This is a genomic window from Anoxybacillus mongoliensis (assembly GCF_014201515.1).
Lineage (GTDB): Bacteria > Bacillota > Bacilli > Bacillales > Anoxybacillaceae > Anoxybacillus > Anoxybacillus mongoliensis.
This window is the reverse complement of the sequence record NZ_JACHEQ010000009.1, coordinates 13513-31856: the sequence shown is the minus strand read 5'-3', so window position 1 is coordinate 31856 and position 18344 is coordinate 13513. Positions and strand designations below refer to the sequence as shown.

The following is an 18344-nucleotide window of genomic DNA, read 5'->3' as shown; positions in this document are numbered from 1 at the left end:
AAATCATAAATGAATGCAAGGGAATTATGACCATTTCACCCATGTATCCGTAACATTACCAACTTCATCATAGTCAAGCACATATGTCACATTGCCATATCGATCGCTTAATCGTAGTTCGTCAACGTTGACTTCTTCAATTATCCCTTTCTCTGTTTTTAAAACAACATGTCCATGTGAGAGGAAATGACAGTTTACTACTCGATGTGGATTCGTCTTCACTTCTTTAACGAGAAGTTGTCCTCGTTTCGCACGAGTAGACGGTTCGACCTCTGTTCGAGCGATTTTTTTCATTGCTCCGCGTTTTGTTACAAGTATTATGTTTTCGTCTGTTGCCTGTTGACCAGAAACGACCCAATCCCCATCTTTGAGATGGATTCCTTTTACCCCTGCCGCCCGAACACCAACTTCTCCAATTTCCTCTTCTTGAAATAACAAACCATATCCGTATTGCGTCATGAGAAATACATGTCCAAATCCATCTGTTCGATACACATGTACAACTTCATCATCTTCTTTTAATCGCATAGCAACAAGCGGCTTAGAATAACGTTGCGCTTTATAATGAACGAGATGTGTTTTTTTCACCAATCCTTGTTTTGTAATAAATAATAGATAACCGTTTTCAAAATCCGTGATTGGGATGGCACTAGTCAGTTGTTCGTCCCGATCAAGCGGGATTATATTAGAGATGTGCTGACCGAGATCTTTCCAACGAATTTCAGGAAGTTCATAAACAGGGCAATATAAGTAATTTCCTTTGTTTGTAAATAACAACAACGTATGTGTGGTATTCATCTCAAACATCCCTAGTAACCTGTCTCCCTCTTTCAGTCCAATATCTTGTCCGTTAGAAGCGCTATAAGAACGAATGCTCGTTCGTTTGATATATCCATCTTTTGTAACCGTGACGATCACATCTTCCTCTGGAATCACGACGTTCATTTCGATTTTAATGTCTTCTATTTCTTCTTCAATGGTTGTTCTTCGTTCATCGGCATACGTTTTTTTCATTTTTCTCAATTCCGATTTAATGACAGATAATAGCTTTTTTTCACTTTCTAAAATAGATGTTAATTGCTCAATTTTATCACGGAGTGCATTTGCTTCTTCACGCAAATCATCAATATCTGTATTCGTCAAGCGATATAATTGCAATGTAACAATGGCTTCTGCTTGAGATTCTGTAAACCCATATCGATTCATCAAATTCGTTTTGGCGTCTTTTTTATCTTGTGAAGCTCGAATCGTTGCGATGATTTCATCCAAAATGGATACAGCTTTCATTAATCCTTCTACAATATGAGCACGCTCTTTTGCTTTTCGTAATTCATAACGCGAACGATTAGCAACCACTTCTTTTTGATGTTCAATATATGCATCTAACATTTGCAGCAAATTTAGTAGTTTTGGACGACGCTCATGAATAGCAACCATATTAAAATTGTACGTGATTTGCAAATCTGTGTTTTTATATAAATAGTTTAAAATGCCCTCTGCATTCCCGTCTTTTCTCACTTCAATGACAATGCGTAATCCTGTACGATCTGTTTCGTCACGCACATCAACAATTCCGTCCAATTTTTTTTCTAGACGCAATTCATCAATTTTTTTAACTAAATTCGCTTTATTCACTTCATAAGGAATTTCTGTAATAACAATCGCTTGTTTACCACCTTTTCCTTGCTCAATCGTGGCTTTACCACGAATAATGATTTTTCCTCTTCCTGTTTTGTAAGCTGTTTTAATGCCTTCTTTTCCTTGAATAATACCGCCAGTTGGAAAATCCGGTCCTTTTAGTACAGTCATTAAATCATCAACCGTACAAGTCGGATGATCGATACGCATAATGACGGCATCGATCACTTCTCCTAAATGATGGGGTGGAATTTCTGTGGCATAACCTGCTGAAATACCTGTTGAACCATTGACAAGCAAATTGGGAAACATCGCTGGTAATACAACAGGTTCTTTACTCGTATCATCGAAGTTCGGCACAAACTCTACCGTCTCTTTCTCAATATCGCGTAACAATTCCGATGCAATGGCAGATAATCTTGCTTCTGTGTAACGCATCGCTGCAGGCGGATCTCCATCAATACTTCCATTATTTCCATGCATTTCAATAAGTACATTTCTTACCTTCCATTCCTGACTCATGCGCACCATCGCTTCATATACAGAAGAATCACCATGTGGGTGAAAATTACCGATGACGTTTCCGACTGTTTTAGCCGATTTACGAAACGGCTTATCCGATGTGTTTCCGTCTACGTACATCGCATATAAAATGCGGCGTTGCACCGGCTTTAATCCATCACGCACATCAGGTAGAGCACGTTCTTGAATAATATATTTACTATATCGACCAAATCGGTCTCCTAATACATCTTCAAACGGTAAATCTAATACTCGTTCCACGTCCTTATTCCCCCTCGGCTGTCATCACATGATCGTTTTCTAAAATATTCATATCTTCTTCCAAACCAAACTGCACATTCGACTCAATCCATTTTCTTCTCGGCTCCACTTTATCACCCATTAATGTCGTTACACGACGTTCAGCACGTGCTGCATCATCAATACGAACACGAATAAGTGTTCGTGTTTCAGGATTCATTGTCGTCTCCCATAATTGATCTGCATTCATTTCACCAAGTCCTTTATATCGCTGAATCGTATATCCTTTTCCGATCCTTTTCAAAATGGATTGTAGTTGTTCATCTGTCCACGCATATTCAACCACTTCTTTTTTGCCATTTTTTTTGCTTACTTTATAAAGTGGTGGAAGGGCAATAAACACTTTACCAGCTTCGATGAGTGGTCGCATGTAACGGTAAAAAAAAGTTAACAACAACACTTGAATGTGTGCCCCGTCCGTATCTGCGTCAGTCATAATGATGACTTTATCATAGTGAATATCATCGAGCGAAAAATCAGCCCCTACACCACCGCCAATGGCATGAATAATTGTGTTAATTTCTTCATTTTTAAAAATATCAGCTAGTTTCGCCTTTTCTGTGTTAATGACTTTGCCGCGAAGAGGCAAGACGGCTTGAAAACGACGATCACGACCTTGTTTAGCTGAGCCACCCGCCGAGTCTCCCTCGACTAAATACAATTCATTTTTTTGTGGATTTCGTGTTTGGGCAGGGGTTAATTTTCCACTTAATACATGTTCTTTTCCTTTGCGCTTTTTTCCAGATCGTGCTTCTTCCCGTGCTTTTCGTGCAGCCTCACGCGCTTGAAACGCACGAATCGCCTTTTTAATTAACATCGTTGCAACATCTGGATTTTCATTTAAAAAGTACGTCAGTTTTTCACTAACGACCGCTTCAACAGCCGAACGAGCCTCAGGTGTTCCTAATTTGCCTTTCGTTTGCCCTTCAAATTGCAAAAGTGCTTCTGGAATGCGAACAGAGATGATAGCAGATAATCCTTCGCGGATGTCTGTTCCTTCTAAGTTTTTATCCCTTTCTTTCAATAAACCTACTTTTCGTGCATATTCATTAAACACGCGAGTCATCGCTGTTTTTGCCCCAATTTCATGCGTCCCTCCATCTTTCGTTCGGACATGATTTACAAATGAAAGCATGTTTTCTGCATATCCGTCATGAAATTGGAAGGCAAACTCGACTTCAATATCACTTTGCTCACCGGTAAAAAATACAACAGGGTGCAGGACGTCTTTTTCCTCGTTTAAATATTGTACAAACGCCTCAATTCCACTTTCGTAACAAAACGTATCGCGCAAGCCTGTTCGTTCATCGTATAATTCAATTTTTAAGCCTTTTAATAAAAATGCAGATTCTCTCAATCGTTCGCTAATCGTTTCATAATGAAACGTCGTCGTACTAAAAATCGTTGGATCTGGTTTAAATCGAACTGTTGTTCCTGTATGTTTTGTTACCCCAATCTTCTCGAGTGTAGTCACAGGCTTTCCGCCGTTTTCAAACCGTTGATAATATATAAATCCATCGCGTTGAATGGTCACTTCTAACCACTCAGACAAAGCATTAACAACCGAAGCCCCAACACCATGCAAACCACCACTCGTTTTATATCCACCTTGACCAAATTTTCCCCCAGCATGTAACACTGTCAAAATAACCTCTGGAGTCGGCTTCCCTAACTTATGCATACCTGTAGGCATCCCACGCCCTTCATCTTGCACGCTAATACTTTGGTCATTATGTATCGTTACAATAATACGCTTCCCGTATCCAGCAAGCGCCTCATCAACTGCATTATCTACAATTTCATATACAAGATGATGCAAACCACGACTATCTGTACTTCCAATATACATCCCCGGCCGTTTACGAACCGCCTCTAACCCTTCTAACACTTGAATAGCGTCTTCGTTATATGTAAGAAGCTGCTTATCTGTCACAATCATTCCCCTTTCATAACAAGAACATTTGTTTCTATTTTTTCGACTTTCTCTATTTTAACATACATTCGTAAAACGTCCAACGTCATGAAGAAAAAGAACGACCATTACAAAAAGAATGGTCGTTTTTACCGTGTGAGCGCATGTTCTACTTTGATGCAGCGATCCATCACAACGGTATAACCCTTTTCAGTTAAATCACGGTACACCTCTTCATCATATACACCTAATTGCGTCCAAAACACGTCTGCATCTATCTGAACAAATTGCTCAGCGATTTCACGTAAATGTTCGGAGCGACGAAACACATTTACAATATCTACATGTCCTTCGATATCTGTTAACGTAGCAACAGCCGGAATACCTTCCCATTCTTTAATAAGCGGGTTAACTGGAATGATTTCATATCCTGCTTCTTTCATCGCTTTTGCAACCATATAAGACGTACGCTCCGGACGATCTGACAATCCTACCACAGCAATTCGCTTTGCCTTATTTAAAATTTGTTTGATTTGTTCACGACTTGGATTCATGTCATCTACCTCCCTATGATAAACTAGTATTTCTTCATATAAAAAAATAATCCTGCCTTCATTTTTTAAAAAAGCATGTTACAATAAAAGCATGACCTCTGTATGGGGCAATATTAACGAGGTAAAGGGTGCATAGGATGTCTATTTTGCTTATGATCATCGGTTATTTACTCGGTTCAATTCCGTTCGCGTTGATCGTTGGAAAAGTAGGGTACGGAGTGGACATACGTGAACATGGGAGCGGCAATTTAGGTGGAACAAATACGTTTCGCGTACTCGGTGTAAAAGCGGGATTAATTGTTACGATTGCGGATATTTTAAAAGGGACATTAGCCGCAAGTTTGCCTGTATTGTTTTCTGTAGATATTCACCCGCTTATTACAGGTATGTGTGCTGTGTTTGGTCATACATATCCGGTGTTTGCACAATTTCGCGGTGGAAAAGCGGTTGCTACATCTGGTGGAGTATTGTTATTTTATTCACCCGTTCTCTTTATGACGATGTTAGCTGTCTTTTTTCTCATTCTATATATATCAAAATACGTCTCGCTTTCGTCCATGTTAACAGGCGTGTATGCGACCGCTTATGCATTTGTATGGACCGATGATGTTCCTTTGCGCATTGTCGTCATATTATTAACACTTTTTGTATTTTATCGTCACCGAGCGAATATTAAGCGTATTTTAAACAAAACAGAACCGAAAGTGAAGTGGTTATAGTGGCTACATGTCATTTACCAAAAGAATTTGTAACCAAAATGAATGCTTTGCTTCAAGATGAAGCGGAGCGTTTTTTTGCGACATACAATGAAGGAAAAGTCAATGGTTTGCGGGTCAATTCATTGAAAGTATCACCATCGACATTTTTAAACATGAGCCCATGGGAACTTGAGCCGATCCCCTTTTGTCCTACAGGATTTTATTATTACAACGCTCAGCCTGGGAAACATCCGTACCATGCTGCTGGATTGTACTACATTCAAGAACCAAGTGCCATGTTCGTAGCTGAAGTGCTCTCACCATCTCCAGGAGAGCGAGTGCTCGATTTATGTGCAGCACCAGGAGGAAAAACAACACAGTTAGCTGCCTTAATGAATAACGAAGGATTTTTACTAGCAAACGAAATCCATCCAAAACGCGTCAAAGCTTTATCTGAAAATATTGAGCGACTCGGAATTACAAATGCTGTTGTGACAAATGAAACTCCTGAAAAATTATCGGAAACATTTGAAGGATTTTTCGATAAAATTTTAGTGGATGCCCCATGTTCGGGAGAAGGCATGTTTCGAAAAGATGGGGAAGCGATCGAATTTTGGAGTTTAGAACACGTTCAAAAATGTGCACAAACACAACGACACATTTTATCATGTGCTTATCAGATGTTAAATGAAGGAGGCACGCTCGTTTATTCGACGTGCACATTCTCCCCAGAAGAAAATGAGCAAATCATCGACTGGTTTTTAGCGACTTACAACGACATGGAACTCGTTCCAATCGAAAAAGAACACGGGATTCAACCAGGTGTTGTCAATTGGACGAACACATATAACGAACAAATCGCACATACTGCAAGGCTTTGGCCTCATCATCTCCAAGGAGAAGGACATTTCGTTGCCAAAATGCGCAAACGAGGAAAAGCAAAACGATGGAATGGAAAAGTAGCCACTTCTAACGTATCTAAAGCAATACGGCGTGATTATGAAACGTTTATAAACAATATAATCCAAACGACAATAGATGGGACGCTTTACGCATTTGGGACGCATATATTTGCTCTTCCTTATTTATGCCCACGTTTAGACGGCTTAAAAGTCGTTCGCCCTGGTCTTCATATCGGAGAATGGAAAAAAAATCGTTTTGAACCAAACCACGCATTAGCAATGGCATTAACAAAACAGCAAGTACAAACATATCTGTCTCTCACGTTTGAAGAAAGTCTCCGATATATGAAAGGAGAAACATTACAGACGAATAACGATCGGGGGTGGATATTAGTCACTATTGATGGATATCCACTTGGTTGGGGCAAAGAAGTCAAAGGAGTTGTAAAAAACTTTTATCCTAAAGGATTACGAATCAAATAGGATGTCCCTCAGTAATGAGAGACATCCTTATTATTTTGTTATAGTGACTGTAAAGGTGATATCATTTTTATTTAAATCGAACGTTTTCGCCTTTAACACGAATCCTTCTTTTATGCGAATGTTACTCACAACAATATAAATGCGCTCTTTTTTCGCATCCACTTTCACCCAATTTGGTAGAGAAGCATGCTTTTCTATATACGCCAATACATATGGAACAGGCAAACGAAGCTGTCCGAACGTCATTATTGGATGATCTAGTATAATGTTCCCACTTTCATCAACATTTAGATCAAATGCCATGGTCAAATCGACTGACTTTCCGAATATCGGAATGGTGCTTGTTACGTACAGACGATCAGCTAATTGAACATCATAAGACAATTCGCCTTCTTTTTTATGCTTCTGAATATAATCTCTAATTAACGTATTCATGTGTTGTTTAGACGTTTGAACGGTAAATGTTGGACCTTCTCCGTTTATGTTTGAAATATTTGGGGAAGAAGATGGTTGAAACATATAAAAAAATAATAACGCCACCACTAAACTATTTATTCCTAATAATCCAAAAAACAATACTTTCCACTTCACTATTTATTCTCCTATCCATTCATGTTGTTGTAAGTATTCATATATACGTTTTGCAATTAGTTCATAGCCACGGGTGTTCGGATGAAATTGATCGTCATACAATATATCGTCACGCTCTTCAAACAAATCGACAATAGGTACAAAGAGCGCATCATCATAACGGGAGAGCACTTCTTCACTCCCCTCGTTCCACATCTGTATAATCTCATCCATTTCTGGTATATTTGGAAAAGCTGCGGAAAACGGGTTGTATAACCCGACGAGTACAATATAAGCATCTGGATTGATATAGCGAAGCAGTTGCAATTGCTCATCAAGTCGAGAAGCAAACGCCTGTTGTTCTTTAACAAACAACTCATATGTTAAAGATAAAAAATGCGAACGAACAACTTTCATGACATCGTTTCCACCGATTGTGATCAAAATAAGATCTGCTTTTCGAATGACCGATTCATTTTTCATAATAATATCTGTTAGTTGTTCACTACGTAACCCTCTCTTACCAAAATTTCGAACAAACACTTCACTTACATCTTCACGTTGTTCTAAATATTGCTTGACTAATGTGACATAGCCACCTTCACCATCCCCTATCCCTTCCGTTAACGAATCGCCTAACGCTACAACATGTAAATCACGTGGCTTTATTTGCTCCTGTTCATTTTTTTTCATGGTCGTTGGGACAGTAGTTGTGGGGGTAGAGGAACACCCGATTAAACATACACAAAGAAATAAAAGAAGTAGTTTGTTCATATGGAATCTCCTCTCTATAAAAGAAAAGACAAAAATGACACGGTCATCATTTTTGTCTATACATGTTATTCTTGTAACATGTCGATATGTTTTAAAATTTCTTCGTAAGGCACATCGTTTAGGCCACTATAATACTTCACGATCGTCCCATTTTGATCAACCAAATAAAAATCTGTACCGTGAATGACTTGATCCCCTTCTTGTGGCTTTTTTACAACTGCTTTAAAGTTTTTCTGAGCAAAACGTTCAATGTCTTGTTGAGTGTAACCTGTAAGCAAGTGCCAATTTTCTAAATCTCCTTGAAACTTTTCAACATACGCTTTTAACGCATCTGGTGTATCGTTTTCAGGATCTACACTAAATGAAACAAAATGAACATCTAATCCTTTTTCCTTGGCCATTTTTTGTAATTTCGCCATATTTGCTGTCATTGGTGGGCACACATCAGCGCATCGTGTGAAAATAAAATCAGCTACCCACACTTTTCCTTTTAAATCAGCTAGCCCAAACTTTTGGCCATGTTGATCAGTAAATGTAAAATCTTCAATTGGCCAATTTTTTGCATCGGGAATCGATTGTTGGCAAGCAACAAGCAAGAATAAGAGCGCAACGAACAGCCATAAACGTATACGTTTCACTTTTTATGTCCCCCTATTCCGTATAGTACATAAACCCTATTGCACCTGAACCTGTATGTGTTGAAATGATTGGAGTTGTATACACGATGTCCGTCTGTGTCCATCCTGTTGCTTCCGCAATCGACTGTTTTAATCGTTCGCTTAAATCAAGGGCGTCCGCATGAGCAATGCCTACTGCTCGAATCGTTTTTCCTTTCGTATGTTCAACAAATTGATTTGTTAAATATTTTACAATTTGGGATTGACTGCGAACTTTCGTTACAGGCGTATATACCCCATCTTCTAATGAAGCGATCGGTTTAATGTTCAGTAGCGAACCAATCATCGCTTTTCCTCTCCCAATGCGTCCACCTTTGACGAGATTTTCAAGTGTATCAACAACGACAAATAAATGTGTATTCGCTCGGATCGTATCGAGACGTGAAACAATTTCTTCTACTGTTTTTCCCTCTGCTGCCATTTTTGCTGCTTCTAATACTTGAAAGCTGAGTGCAAGAGAAATAAAACGTGAATCGACGACCGTGACATTTGCTTTTGTCATAGCGGCAGCACTTTCTGCAGAGCGGACCGTTCCGCTCATTCCCCCTGTCATATGAATCGAAATGACGTCGTACCCCGCTTCTCCAAGTTCATCATATACTTGCAAAAACTGCCCTGCAGATGGCTGGGAGCTTTTTGGAAGTTCGTTCGCTTGTTTCATTTTTTCAATAAATTGTTGTGGGGTTAAGTCAATACCATCTAAATATGTTTGCCCATCAATCGAGATAGACAACGGAACAACACGAATGTCCCACGCTTCAATTGTTTCTTTTGGCAAATCAACTGTAGAATCTGTTACAATTTTCACTTTGCTCATTTTTTTCACTTCCTGTATTTCATTCTAAAATTTTCGTACGGTGAAATTATATAATAAAATCGTCCTGTATGTCGTCGTTTTCATAAAATTTTTTGTAAAAAAAGAGCTGATTTGCACATTAGCAAAACAGCTCCTTCGTCATTTATGCATTGTTTTTTAAAATTTCAGATTTAAATATTTGTTCATATACCGGCCACTTCAACACACGTTTTAAATAATCTTTAAATGAATACACCTTCTTTGGATTTTTATTAGCATACACTTGTGCAATAAACGTTTGCAACCGCACTTTGACAATAAATTGATAAAGGTTATCGTCCTCCAATACCGGAATTTCGATAATTTTCACTTTTTGCCCATCTACGTTTTTAAACTCTAGGCTTTTGAATAACAAAATATCAATCCTCTTTTTTGACCGATTTATTTATATTATACACGATTTTTGTGTTGAAGTATGTCACATTTCGTCATCGATTTATAAAAAATTTTTGTCAAATGAGTAAATGGAATAAACTACTATCTTTATTCACTTCCATAAATGGAAAACCTTTTTTCTTCATTCGTTCAACAAGTGGACCATAATCTTCGCGACATTTCAATTCGATACCAACGAGTGCCGGACCACTATCTTTATTATTTTTTTTCGTATATTCAAACAATGTAATGTCATCTGTCGGTCCTAGCACTTCATCAAGAAATTCACGTAAAGCTCCTGCACGTTGTGGAAAATTCACGATAAAATAATGTTGAAGACCTTCATAAATCATCGATCGCTCTTTAATTTCTTGCATGCGTCCAATGTCATTGTTCCCTCCGCTAATAATACAAACAACGGTCTTGCCACGAATATGCTCTTTATACAAATCAAGCGCAGCAACAGGCAACGCTCCAGCAGGCTCCACTACAATAGCATTTTCATTGTAAAGCTGCAAAATCGTTGTACACACTTTCCCTTCAGGAACGACCACAATATCGTCCACGATGTCTTTTGCTAGTGCAAATGTTTTTTCACCCACACGCTTTACCGCTGCACCGTCTACAAATGGGTCAATTTCATTTAAAGTAATGACTTCCTTTGCTTCAAACGATTTTTTCATAGAAGGAGCCCCTTCAGGTTCGATACCAATCAATTTCGTCGTTGGTGAAATGCTTTTTATATACGTACCAACACCAGAAATAAGCCCTCCTCCACCAATGCTTGCGAACACATAGTCTATCGATTCCTCACAGTCATTTAAAATTTCAACTCCGACCGTTCCTTGTCCAGCAATGACAGCTTCATCATCGAATGGATGGATAAATGTTCGTTGCTCTTTTTTGGCACAAACAAGCGCTTGTTCATAAGAATCATCAAATGTATCGCCAACTAAAATGATATCAACAAATTCCCGACCAAAAAATTGTACTTGTGATACTTTTTGTCGTGGAGTAGTAGATGGCATATAAATTTTACCATGCACACCGAGTGCTCGACACGAATAAGCGACACCTTGCGCATGATTGCCTGCACTTGCGCAAACAATTCCGTTTTTCTTTTCTTCTTCGCATAAACTTTTCATTCGATAATATGCACCGCGAATTTTAAACGATCGAACGACTTGTAAATCTTCCCTTTTAAAGTATACGTGGCAATCATAACGTTCTGAAAGCAATTCATTTTTTTGCAAGGGGGTATGATACACAACATCTTTTAACGTTTGATAAGCAATTAAAATATCTTCTACATATACGCCATGTTTTCGTTTTACTTGTTGTTCCATCTTCTCGTTTCCTTTCCATTTGTAATTGTTAAAATTATGTTATTCTAAAATATATCATATTTTCGGATAAAGAAAAGTAAATTTTCTAAAAATTAATCAAAAAGATGAAGCTCGCCGACTAGCGAGCTCGTTCATATATGCAAAATGTATGCGGGTAACGATTTTTTTCATCTTGCACACCAGGTTGAGCGGTACGAAGCGCCCATTGTTTTTCATCGATTGGCGGAAAAAATGTATCGCCTGTAAACGTTGCGTCGATATGTGTGACATACAGTCGATCCGCTAGCGGTATGGCTTGTTCAAATACTTGTGCCCCTCCAATAATGAATACATGACCATATTGTTGTTCGATTTTTCGAATGTTATCTATCGAATGAATGACTTGAACATTCGAATTCGTTGAAAACGTTTTGTCTCTTGTCAGTATGATATTGATTCTCCCTGGGAGTGGACGACCAATCGATGCAAACGTTTTTCGTCCCATAACAATCGGATGTCCCATAGTTACACGTTTAAAATAAGTCAAATCTGCTGGTAAGTGCCAAGGTAACGTATTGTTATAACCAATAACTCGATTTCGATCCATAGCCACAATAATAGAAATCAATCGACTCACTTCCTTATACTGACACGTCCGCTTTAATGTGCGGATGCGGATCATAATCAACAATTTCAAAATCTTCAAAGCGATACTCAAAAATAGAAGCTGGTTTGCGTTTAATGACTAATTTCGGAAGTGGGCGCGGCTCCCGCGTTAATTGCAACTTCGCTTGTTCGATATGATTCATATATAAATGAACGTCACCGCCAGTAAAAATAAGTTCTTTCGGTTGTAGATCGCATTGTTGAGCAACCATATGTGTAAGTAACGCGTAGCTTGCGATATTGAAAGGGAGACCTAAAAACGTATCGACAGATCGCTGCTGCCACATGCACGATAATGTCCCATTCTCCACGTAAAACTGAAAAGCATAATGACAAGGTGGCAATTTCATATGATCTAATTCTGCAACGTTCCACGCGCTCACTAAAAGACGGCGGGAGTTCGGATTTGTTTTTATTTGTTCAATCACTTCACTTATTTGATCAATTGTTCGTCCGTCTGCTCCTCTCCACGAACGCCATTGTGCTCCATACACAGGTCCTAAATCTCCGTTCTCATCTGCCCATTCGTCCCAAATCGTTACACCATTTTCTTTTAAATAGCGAATATTCGTATCTCCGGTTAAAAACCAAAGTAATTCATGAATGATGGAACGAATATGTAACTTTTTTGTTGTAAGCAAAGGAAAGCCTTCTCGTAAATCAAAACGTAACTGACGTCCAAATACAGAAAGCGTCCCCGTTCCTGTACGATCATCTTTATACACACCGTTTTGTAAAATATCTTCAAGTAATTGTAAATATTGCTTCATGATGCCCTCACCCTTTTTTATTTACTGTCATTTATTATGACATAAAGCAGAAAAGTAGGAAAGACAAAAAAACCGTAGGATTTGCCCTACGGTTTAACAAATACGAGGTAACATAAGCCCCGTCAATCGATATAACCGTCGTGTTGTACCAAGCGGTGTTCGCAATAACAACTGCCCTTTGTTTGTTGCTCGAACTGTTCCGATTACAGCCGCGTCTTTTCCTTCTGGTTGGGAACGAAGTACATCAAGAATGGCCTGTTCATCTTCTTTTGGTACGATCATAACTACTTTTCCTTCGTTGGCCAAGTAGAGCGGGTCGAAACCGAGTAATTCACATGCACCTTCTACTTCTTTTTTTATAGGGATACGATCTTCTTCCAACTCAATCGTTACACCAAAATCTTCACAAATTTCTACAAGGGTTGTTGCTAATCCACCACGAGTTGGATCGCGCATCAGTCGAATGTGCTCGCTTGCTTTCAGCGCTTTGGAGATAAGGGGATACAATGTTGTACAATCGCTCTCAACTGTTGATACAAGCCCTAATTCCCCACGAGCAACTAATATAGCTACCCCGTGATCACCAACTGAACCGCTCACAATGACCGAGTCTCCTTCACAAATTTTGCGATCAAGCGGACGTGAAACGACACCGATCCCTGTTGTATTAATATATAATCCGTCTGCACTGCCTCGTTCAACAACTTTTGTATCTCCCGCCACAATCGTCACATTCGCTTCTTTCGCTTCTTCTGCCATTGATTGAACGATCGTTTTTAAATCTTGAATAGGAAAACCCTCTTCAATAATAAAGCCACACGTCAAAACTTTCGGAACCGCCCCGACAACCGCTAAGTCATTTATTGTTCCTGCTACCGCTAATTTCCCTATATTTCCCCCGGGGAAGAAAAGCGGTTTAACGACAAAACTGTCTGTTGTCACAGCGAGCTCATGTGCCCCTAACGTCAATGTAGCAGAGTCGAATTGGGCATAATGATCGTTGCGAAACATAGAAACAAACACATCTGTAATTAGTTTGTGGGCTAATTCTCCTCCATCTCCGTGAGCGAGCGTAATTCGCTCCATTCATTATTCCTCCCTCATATATTGATAATACGCCGCGCAGCTACCTTCTGAAGACACCATACATGGACCAATCGGGTTCAGCGGTGTACACGCTTTTCCGAACAATGCACATTGCGGTGGATCAATGAGCCCTCGAATGACTTCGCCGCAACGACACTTTGTTCGACGTGGTTCACGCGTTGAAACAGAAAACTTCATTTTAGCGTTAAATTGATCATACTCCTTTTTAAAATCCATTCCGCTTTGAGAAATAACACCAATGCCGCGCCATGCCTCATCGCATAATGTGAAATAATGGTTCATCCAATATTTCGCTTGTTTGTTTCCTTGTTCAGTGACGACACTTTTGTAATCGTTTAATACAATAGCGTGCTGTTTGAGTGCCAACATTAATAAATGACGAATCGCACTTAACATATGTAACGCTTCAAATCCACTAATTACTGCAGGCATATCGTATTCGGTTGCTAAAAACTCAAAATGTTTTCTTCCCATCACCATAGATACATGTCCCGGAAGTAAAAAGCCGTCTAATAACACTTCTCTATCGTGAAGCAATTGTCGCAAAATCGGTTCAACGAGCTTTGTCGACATCCACATCGAAAAATTGTGTACTTGTTTTTCTTCAGCTTCTTTTACTGCCGCAGCTAAAATCGGGATGGTTGTTTCAAACCCTATGCCTAAAAAAATAACTTCTTGATCCGGATATTGTTCAGCGATACGAACTGCATCAACAGGAGAATAGACGACTCGCACATCTTTTCCTTCCGTTTTTGCTTGCATCAACGTTCCGTAAGATCCAGGAACCCGCATCATATCACCGAATGTACAAATGATTCGATCCACACCATCCGTCAAAGAAATCATGGCGTCAATCGTTACTTGATCGGTGACACAAACAGGACAGCCCGGACCAGAAATAAGGCGAACATATCCTTCAAGCGCTTTTTTTATCCCCGTACGAGCAAGTGCCATTGTATGTGAACCACATACTTCCATAAACGAAGGCACTCGTCCAAACGTTTGTTGGAACTGACTCGCTAACATCCGTACTTCTTGTAGCAACGTTCGACTGAGCGCGAAGTGAGTTGGGTTATCCATCACGTCTAGCATCGACTAGCTTCCTCCATTCTTCTAAACTTTCTTTTGCATATTGTTCATCAACAATGGACATGGCCTGCCCCGCATGTACAATGACATAATCACCAATTTTCACTTCGGGAACAAAAATAATCCCGACGTTCATTTGTGATCCCATCACATCCACCAATGCAGAAAAACCGTCAATATGTAACACTTTTGCTGGTACTCCTACACACATGCACGTTCCCTCCTATGTGCTGCAATCATTAACTGTCCGAGTGCTAGCCCCCCATCATTGCAAGGTACTTTTTGATGCGTATAAACACATAACCCGAGTTTGTTCAGCTCTTGTCGAAGACGTTTTGTGATATAGCGGTTATGCATGCTCCCGCCAGATAACACAATGTTGCGTTCGTATGTCGGATATTGTTGTAAAGCTAAGCGAATCATTTCAACAGATGCTTGAACGACCGTTTCATGGAAGCGACCAGCAATGGTATTCGTTTGCTCATGGGCTTCAACATCTTTAATTATGGCTCGCCACATCTCCGCCAAATCAATCTCCCATTCATTTATTTTTTTTACATGAAACGGATAAGTTTCGTATATTTTTGTGTCATCGATTAATTCAGAAAGTCGAATCGCTGCTTCCCCATCATATGTACTATGTGTACAAACGTGTAAAAAAGCGCTAACCGCATCAAATAGTCTCCCGCATGTGCCTGCTAAAGGGGAATGTAAACCTTTTTTAACCATTTGTCTTAATACACGCACGTCGTTTGCTTGTTCTATAAATCGTTTCTCCGCCAACACATACCCTTCTTCACCGAAATAATAACCAAGCATGCCGACTGTTGTACGCCAAGGCTCTTTTATGCAACGTTCTCCACCTGGAAGGGGAGTATATGTTAAATGTCCGAGTCTTTTATACTGTGTAGCATCTCCATATAGTAACTCAAAGCCCCATATATGTCCGTCCTCCCCATATCCTGTTCCATCTAAAATAAGACCAAAACAAGGGGAGTGGATATGATTTTCCTCCATGCATGAAACCATGTGCGCGTGATGGTGTTGGACAGCTACAACGTCAACATTCCACTGTTTTGCGATATTCCACGTTTCATAATTTGGATGTAAATCAACAGCAACTACTTTCGGTGTCACTCCCATCCATGTTCGTAAATGTTCGTATTCCCGTTGAAAATGTTCAACCACTTCTACATGCTCTAAGTCACCGATATGAGGACCTAAAAAGATTTGATGATGTCTTCCAAACGCGAATACGTTTTTTTGTTGTCCACCAAGTGCTACAATTTCATGTACATTGTGTTTCGTCCACAACGGATCTGGTACGAAACCACGCGCTCGCCGAATAAAATGAATCGTACCATTTTCCACTTGCACAACTGAATCATCAATTGGATGGACAATCGGACGGTTATGTATAAGAAAATAATCAGCAATGCCTTGTAAATCACGCAAAACTTGTTCATCTTCATATATAATCGGTACTCCCGAGCGATTCGCACTTGTCATCACAACAACAGGTAATTGTTCATCAAGCAATAAATGATGAAGCGGAGTGTACGGTAACATCACTCCAACCGTTTGTAACCCAGGAGCGACCGATGGAGCAATCATTGTGTTTTTTTTCTGTTTTATCACAACAATCGGAGCTTCGGGTGAAGTTAATAATTGTTTTTCTTCTTTCGTTACATCACATAGTTGTTCTACTATGTCAGGCGAAGCAGCCATAACAGCTAACGGTCGATTCGGTCGTCGTTTTCGTATGCGTAACTGTTGAACAGCCTGTTCGTTAGTCGCATCACAAGCTAAGTGATACCCACCTAATCCTTTCACCGCAACAATCGCCCCAGCACGAATATATTGCTTCGCTTGTTCAATGGCATCTCCTTGCATGATTTGACCATCTGGCTTCAATAATGCAACAGATGGACCGCATGTCGGACAAGCAATAGGTTGAGCGTGATGACGACGGTTCATCGGATCTTTGTACTCTTGTTCACATCGCTCACACATTTGAAACGAACGCATCGATGTAAACGGACGATCGTACGGTAATTGTTCAATAATCGTATACCGAGGGCCACATTGCGTACAATTGATAAACGGATAACGATAGCGATGATCATTCGGATCATTCATTTCTCTTAAACAATCATCACAAACAGCTGTATCAATCGGGATGACAAGCGAAGAACTTCCTTTTCGTTCGCTCGGAATAATAGAAAAATCTTCAAACGCACGCCATTGTGCTAAAGTGACAACCATCTCATCAATGCGAGATAATCGCGGTGCCTGGATAGGTAAGGTGTGAATAAACTGATCGACTGCATCTTCATCACCCTCAACATGAATAAAAACCCCGTCCATATTGTTTTGTACAGTTCCTTTTACTTGATATCGTTGGGCAAGCGCGAAAATAAAAGGACGGAAGCCAACTCCTTGCACTCGTCCTTTTACTGTGATATTGACTGCTTTTTGCATCGGGCAACTCCTTCTCGAATCCAATGTAACCATTCATCCATACCTTCACCGGTTTTAGCAGATAAAGGTAGTAACTTAGACTGTGGATGAATATACGATAAATCTTTTTTCGCTTGCTCGACATCAAAATCAAGATATGGTAGTAAATCTATTTTATTCAACAAAACAAGCTCTGTTCGCATAAACATCGTCGGGTATTTCGGAATTTTATCATTTCCTTCTGGTACGCTTAATACGGCTACTTTATGTTGTTGTCCTAAATCATAACCGGATGGACAAACAAGATTTCCCACGTTTTCAATAAACAAAATATCTAGATGTTGAAAATCAAATTGCGGTAACACAGCCGCAATCATGCGGGCATCTAAATGACATCCTCCATGTGTATTAATTTGCACCGCTTGCGCACCAAGGGCACGAATGCGCTCTGCGTCTTTTTCCGTTGCTAAATCTCCTTCGATGACACCAATGCGAAATTCATTTGCTAATGCTTCGATCGTTTTTTCCAAAATGGTCGTCTTTCCTGCCCCGGGTGAGCTCATTATATTAATAACAAGCGTATTCGTTTCCTCAAACAATTGACGGTTAAACGCAGCTGCCCGATTATTGTTTGTTAATACATCAACTTCTAATGCAATTTTCATA

18 protein-coding genes are annotated in these 18344 nt (G+C 39.7%); 2 read left to right on the top strand and 16 right to left on the bottom strand.

The window, feature by feature from the left end:
* Nucleotides 1–24 precede the first annotated feature (24 nt).
* The 3 genes from parC to HNR43_RS09260 form a co-directional block, all read right to left on the bottom strand.
* Nucleotides 25–2421: a DNA topoisomerase IV subunit A gene (parC, locus tag HNR43_RS09270; RefSeq protein ID WP_183243273.1), complete on the bottom strand. Its 2397-nt coding sequence runs from the start codon at nucleotides 2419–2421 to the stop codon at nucleotides 25–27.
* 4 nt (nucleotides 2422–2425) lie between these two features.
* Complete coding sequence (gene parE / locus HNR43_RS09265; RefSeq protein ID WP_183243271.1) at nucleotides 2426–4399, bottom strand: DNA topoisomerase IV subunit B; 1974 nt, start codon at nucleotides 4397–4399, stop codon at nucleotides 2426–2428.
* Nucleotides 4400–4521: 122 nt separating this feature from the next.
* Nucleotides 4522–4926 carry a CoA-binding protein gene (locus HNR43_RS09260; RefSeq protein WP_183243269.1) on the bottom strand — a complete coding sequence of 135 codons (405 nt, stop codon included), beginning with the start codon at nucleotides 4924–4926 and terminating at the stop codon, nucleotides 4522–4524.
* A 137-nt stretch (nucleotides 4927–5063) separates the two neighbouring features.
* On the opposite strand from HNR43_RS09260, the gene plsY reads away from it, so the two are divergent.
* Nucleotides 5064–5645, top strand: a complete 582-nt coding sequence (gene plsY, locus HNR43_RS09255; protein ID WP_183243267.1) for a glycerol-3-phosphate 1-O-acyltransferase PlsY — start codon at nucleotides 5064–5066, stop codon at nucleotides 5643–5645.
* The gene (locus HNR43_RS09250; RefSeq protein WP_183243265.1) at nucleotides 5645–7009 is read left to right on the top strand and encodes an RsmF rRNA methyltransferase first C-terminal domain-containing protein; all 1365 of its coding nucleotides are present in this window, start codon (nucleotides 5645–5647) and stop codon (nucleotides 7007–7009) included. Before plsY ends, HNR43_RS09250 begins: the two co-directional genes overlap by 1 nt.
* 30 nt (nucleotides 7010–7039) lie before the next feature.
* On the opposite strand, the gene HNR43_RS09245 is transcribed toward HNR43_RS09250, so the two are convergent.
* The 13 genes from HNR43_RS09245 to hypB form a co-directional block, all read right to left on the bottom strand.
* Nucleotides 7040–7600, bottom strand: a complete 561-nt coding sequence (locus HNR43_RS09245) for a DUF2140 family protein (RefSeq protein WP_183243263.1) — start codon at nucleotides 7598–7600, stop codon at nucleotides 7040–7042.
* Between the two features lie 3 nt (nucleotides 7601–7603).
* Nucleotides 7604–8353: an SGNH/GDSL hydrolase family protein gene (locus tag HNR43_RS09240; RefSeq protein ID WP_183243261.1), complete on the bottom strand. Its 750-nt coding sequence runs from the start codon at nucleotides 8351–8353 to the stop codon at nucleotides 7604–7606.
* A 65-nt stretch (nucleotides 8354–8418) separates the two neighbouring features.
* Entirely contained in the window at nucleotides 8419–8991 is a 573-nt protein-coding gene (locus tag HNR43_RS09235; RefSeq protein ID WP_183243259.1) for an SCO family protein, read from the bottom strand.
* A 13-nt stretch (nucleotides 8992–9004) separates the two neighbouring features.
* Nucleotides 9005–9847 (bottom strand): DegV family protein, encoded by an 843-nt coding sequence (locus HNR43_RS09230; protein WP_183243257.1) that lies wholly within the window; start codon nucleotides 9845–9847, stop codon nucleotides 9005–9007.
* Between the two features lie 142 nt (nucleotides 9848–9989).
* The gene (locus tag HNR43_RS09225) at nucleotides 9990–10241 is read right to left on the bottom strand and encodes a YpmP family protein (protein ID WP_055441550.1); all 252 of its coding nucleotides are present in this window, start codon (nucleotides 10239–10241) and stop codon (nucleotides 9990–9992) included.
* Nucleotides 10242–10338: 97 nt separating this feature from the next.
* Entirely contained in the window at nucleotides 10339–11607 is a 1269-nt protein-coding gene (gene ilvA, locus HNR43_RS09220; protein ID WP_183243255.1) for a threonine ammonia-lyase IlvA, read from the bottom strand.
* A gap of 118 nt (nucleotides 11608–11725) precedes the next feature.
* Nucleotides 11726–12268, bottom strand: a complete 543-nt coding sequence (locus tag HNR43_RS09215; protein ID WP_425486534.1) for a dihydrofolate reductase — start codon at nucleotides 12266–12268, stop codon at nucleotides 11726–11728.
* A complete protein-coding gene (thyA, locus tag HNR43_RS09210; protein WP_183243251.1) occupies nucleotides 12228–13022 on the bottom strand; it encodes a thymidylate synthase in 795 nt (264 codons plus the stop codon). The genes HNR43_RS09215 and thyA overlap by 41 nt, the downstream gene beginning before the upstream one ends.
* A gap of 93 nt (nucleotides 13023–13115) precedes the next feature.
* Nucleotides 13116–14108, bottom strand: a complete 993-nt coding sequence (gene hypE, locus HNR43_RS09205) for a hydrogenase expression/formation protein HypE (protein WP_183243249.1) — start codon at nucleotides 14106–14108, stop codon at nucleotides 13116–13118.
* A gap of 3 nt (nucleotides 14109–14111) precedes the next feature.
* Nucleotides 14112–15221 (bottom strand): hydrogenase formation protein HypD, encoded by a 1110-nt coding sequence (gene hypD, locus HNR43_RS09200; protein ID WP_183243247.1) that lies wholly within the window; start codon nucleotides 15219–15221, stop codon nucleotides 14112–14114.
* On the bottom strand, nucleotides 15202–15429 hold the full coding sequence (locus HNR43_RS09195) for a HypC/HybG/HupF family hydrogenase formation chaperone (protein ID WP_183243245.1): 228 nt from the start codon (nucleotides 15427–15429) through the stop codon (nucleotides 15202–15204). The genes hypD and HNR43_RS09195 overlap by 20 nt, the downstream gene beginning before the upstream one ends.
* On the bottom strand, nucleotides 15420–17699 hold the full coding sequence (hypF, locus tag HNR43_RS09190; RefSeq protein WP_183243243.1) for a carbamoyltransferase HypF: 2280 nt from the start codon (nucleotides 17697–17699) through the stop codon (nucleotides 15420–15422). The genes HNR43_RS09195 and hypF overlap by 10 nt, the downstream gene beginning before the upstream one ends.
* Nucleotides 17672–18343, bottom strand: a complete 672-nt coding sequence (gene hypB / locus HNR43_RS09185) for a hydrogenase nickel incorporation protein HypB (protein WP_183243241.1) — start codon at nucleotides 18341–18343, stop codon at nucleotides 17672–17674. The genes hypF and hypB overlap by 28 nt, the downstream gene beginning before the upstream one ends.
* Between the last annotated feature and the right edge of the window lies 1 nt (nucleotide 18344).

What these genes read in the sequence shown, in the direction of transcription:
- hypB (WP_183243241.1), bottom strand. Translation starts at nt 18,343, where the DNA reads ATGAAAATTGCATTAGAAGTTGATGTATTAACAAACAATAATCGGGCA.
- thyA (WP_183243251.1), bottom strand. Translation starts at nt 13,022, where the DNA reads ATGAAGCAATATTTACAATTACTTGAAGATATTTTACAAAACGGTGTG.
- HNR43_RS09195 (WP_183243245.1), bottom strand. Translation starts at nt 15,429, where the DNA reads ATGTGTGTAGGAGTACCAGCAAAAGTGTTACATATTGACGGTTTTTCT.
- HNR43_RS09260 (WP_183243269.1), bottom strand. Translation starts at nt 4,926, where the DNA reads ATGAATCCAAGTCGTGAACAAATCAAACAAATTTTAAATAAGGCAAAG.
- hypE (WP_183243249.1), bottom strand. Translation starts at nt 14,108, where the DNA reads ATGGAGCGAATTACGCTCGCTCACGGAGATGGAGGAGAATTAGCCCAC.
- HNR43_RS09230 (WP_183243257.1), bottom strand. Translation starts at nt 9,847, where the DNA reads ATGAGCAAAGTGAAAATTGTAACAGATTCTACAGTTGATTTGCCAAAA.
- plsY (WP_183243267.1), top strand. Translation starts at nt 5,064, where the DNA reads ATGTCTATTTTGCTTATGATCATCGGTTATTTACTCGGTTCAATTCCG.
- HNR43_RS09215 (WP_425486534.1), bottom strand. Translation starts at nt 12,268, where the DNA reads ATGATCCGCATCCGCACATTAAAGCGGACGTGTCAGTATAAGGAAGTG.
- parE (WP_183243271.1), bottom strand. Translation starts at nt 4,399, where the DNA reads ATGATTGTGACAGATAAGCAGCTTCTTACATATAACGAAGACGCTATT.
- hypD (WP_183243247.1), bottom strand. Translation starts at nt 15,221, where the DNA reads ATGCTAGACGTGATGGATAACCCAACTCACTTCGCGCTCAGTCGAACG.
- HNR43_RS09240 (WP_183243261.1), bottom strand. Translation starts at nt 8,353, where the DNA reads ATGAACAAACTACTTCTTTTATTTCTTTGTGTATGTTTAATCGGGTGT.
- hypF (WP_183243243.1), bottom strand. Translation starts at nt 17,699, where the DNA reads ATGCAAAAAGCAGTCAATATCACAGTAAAAGGACGAGTGCAAGGAGTT.
- ilvA (WP_183243255.1), bottom strand. Translation starts at nt 11,607, where the DNA reads ATGGAACAACAAGTAAAACGAAAACATGGCGTATATGTAGAAGATATT.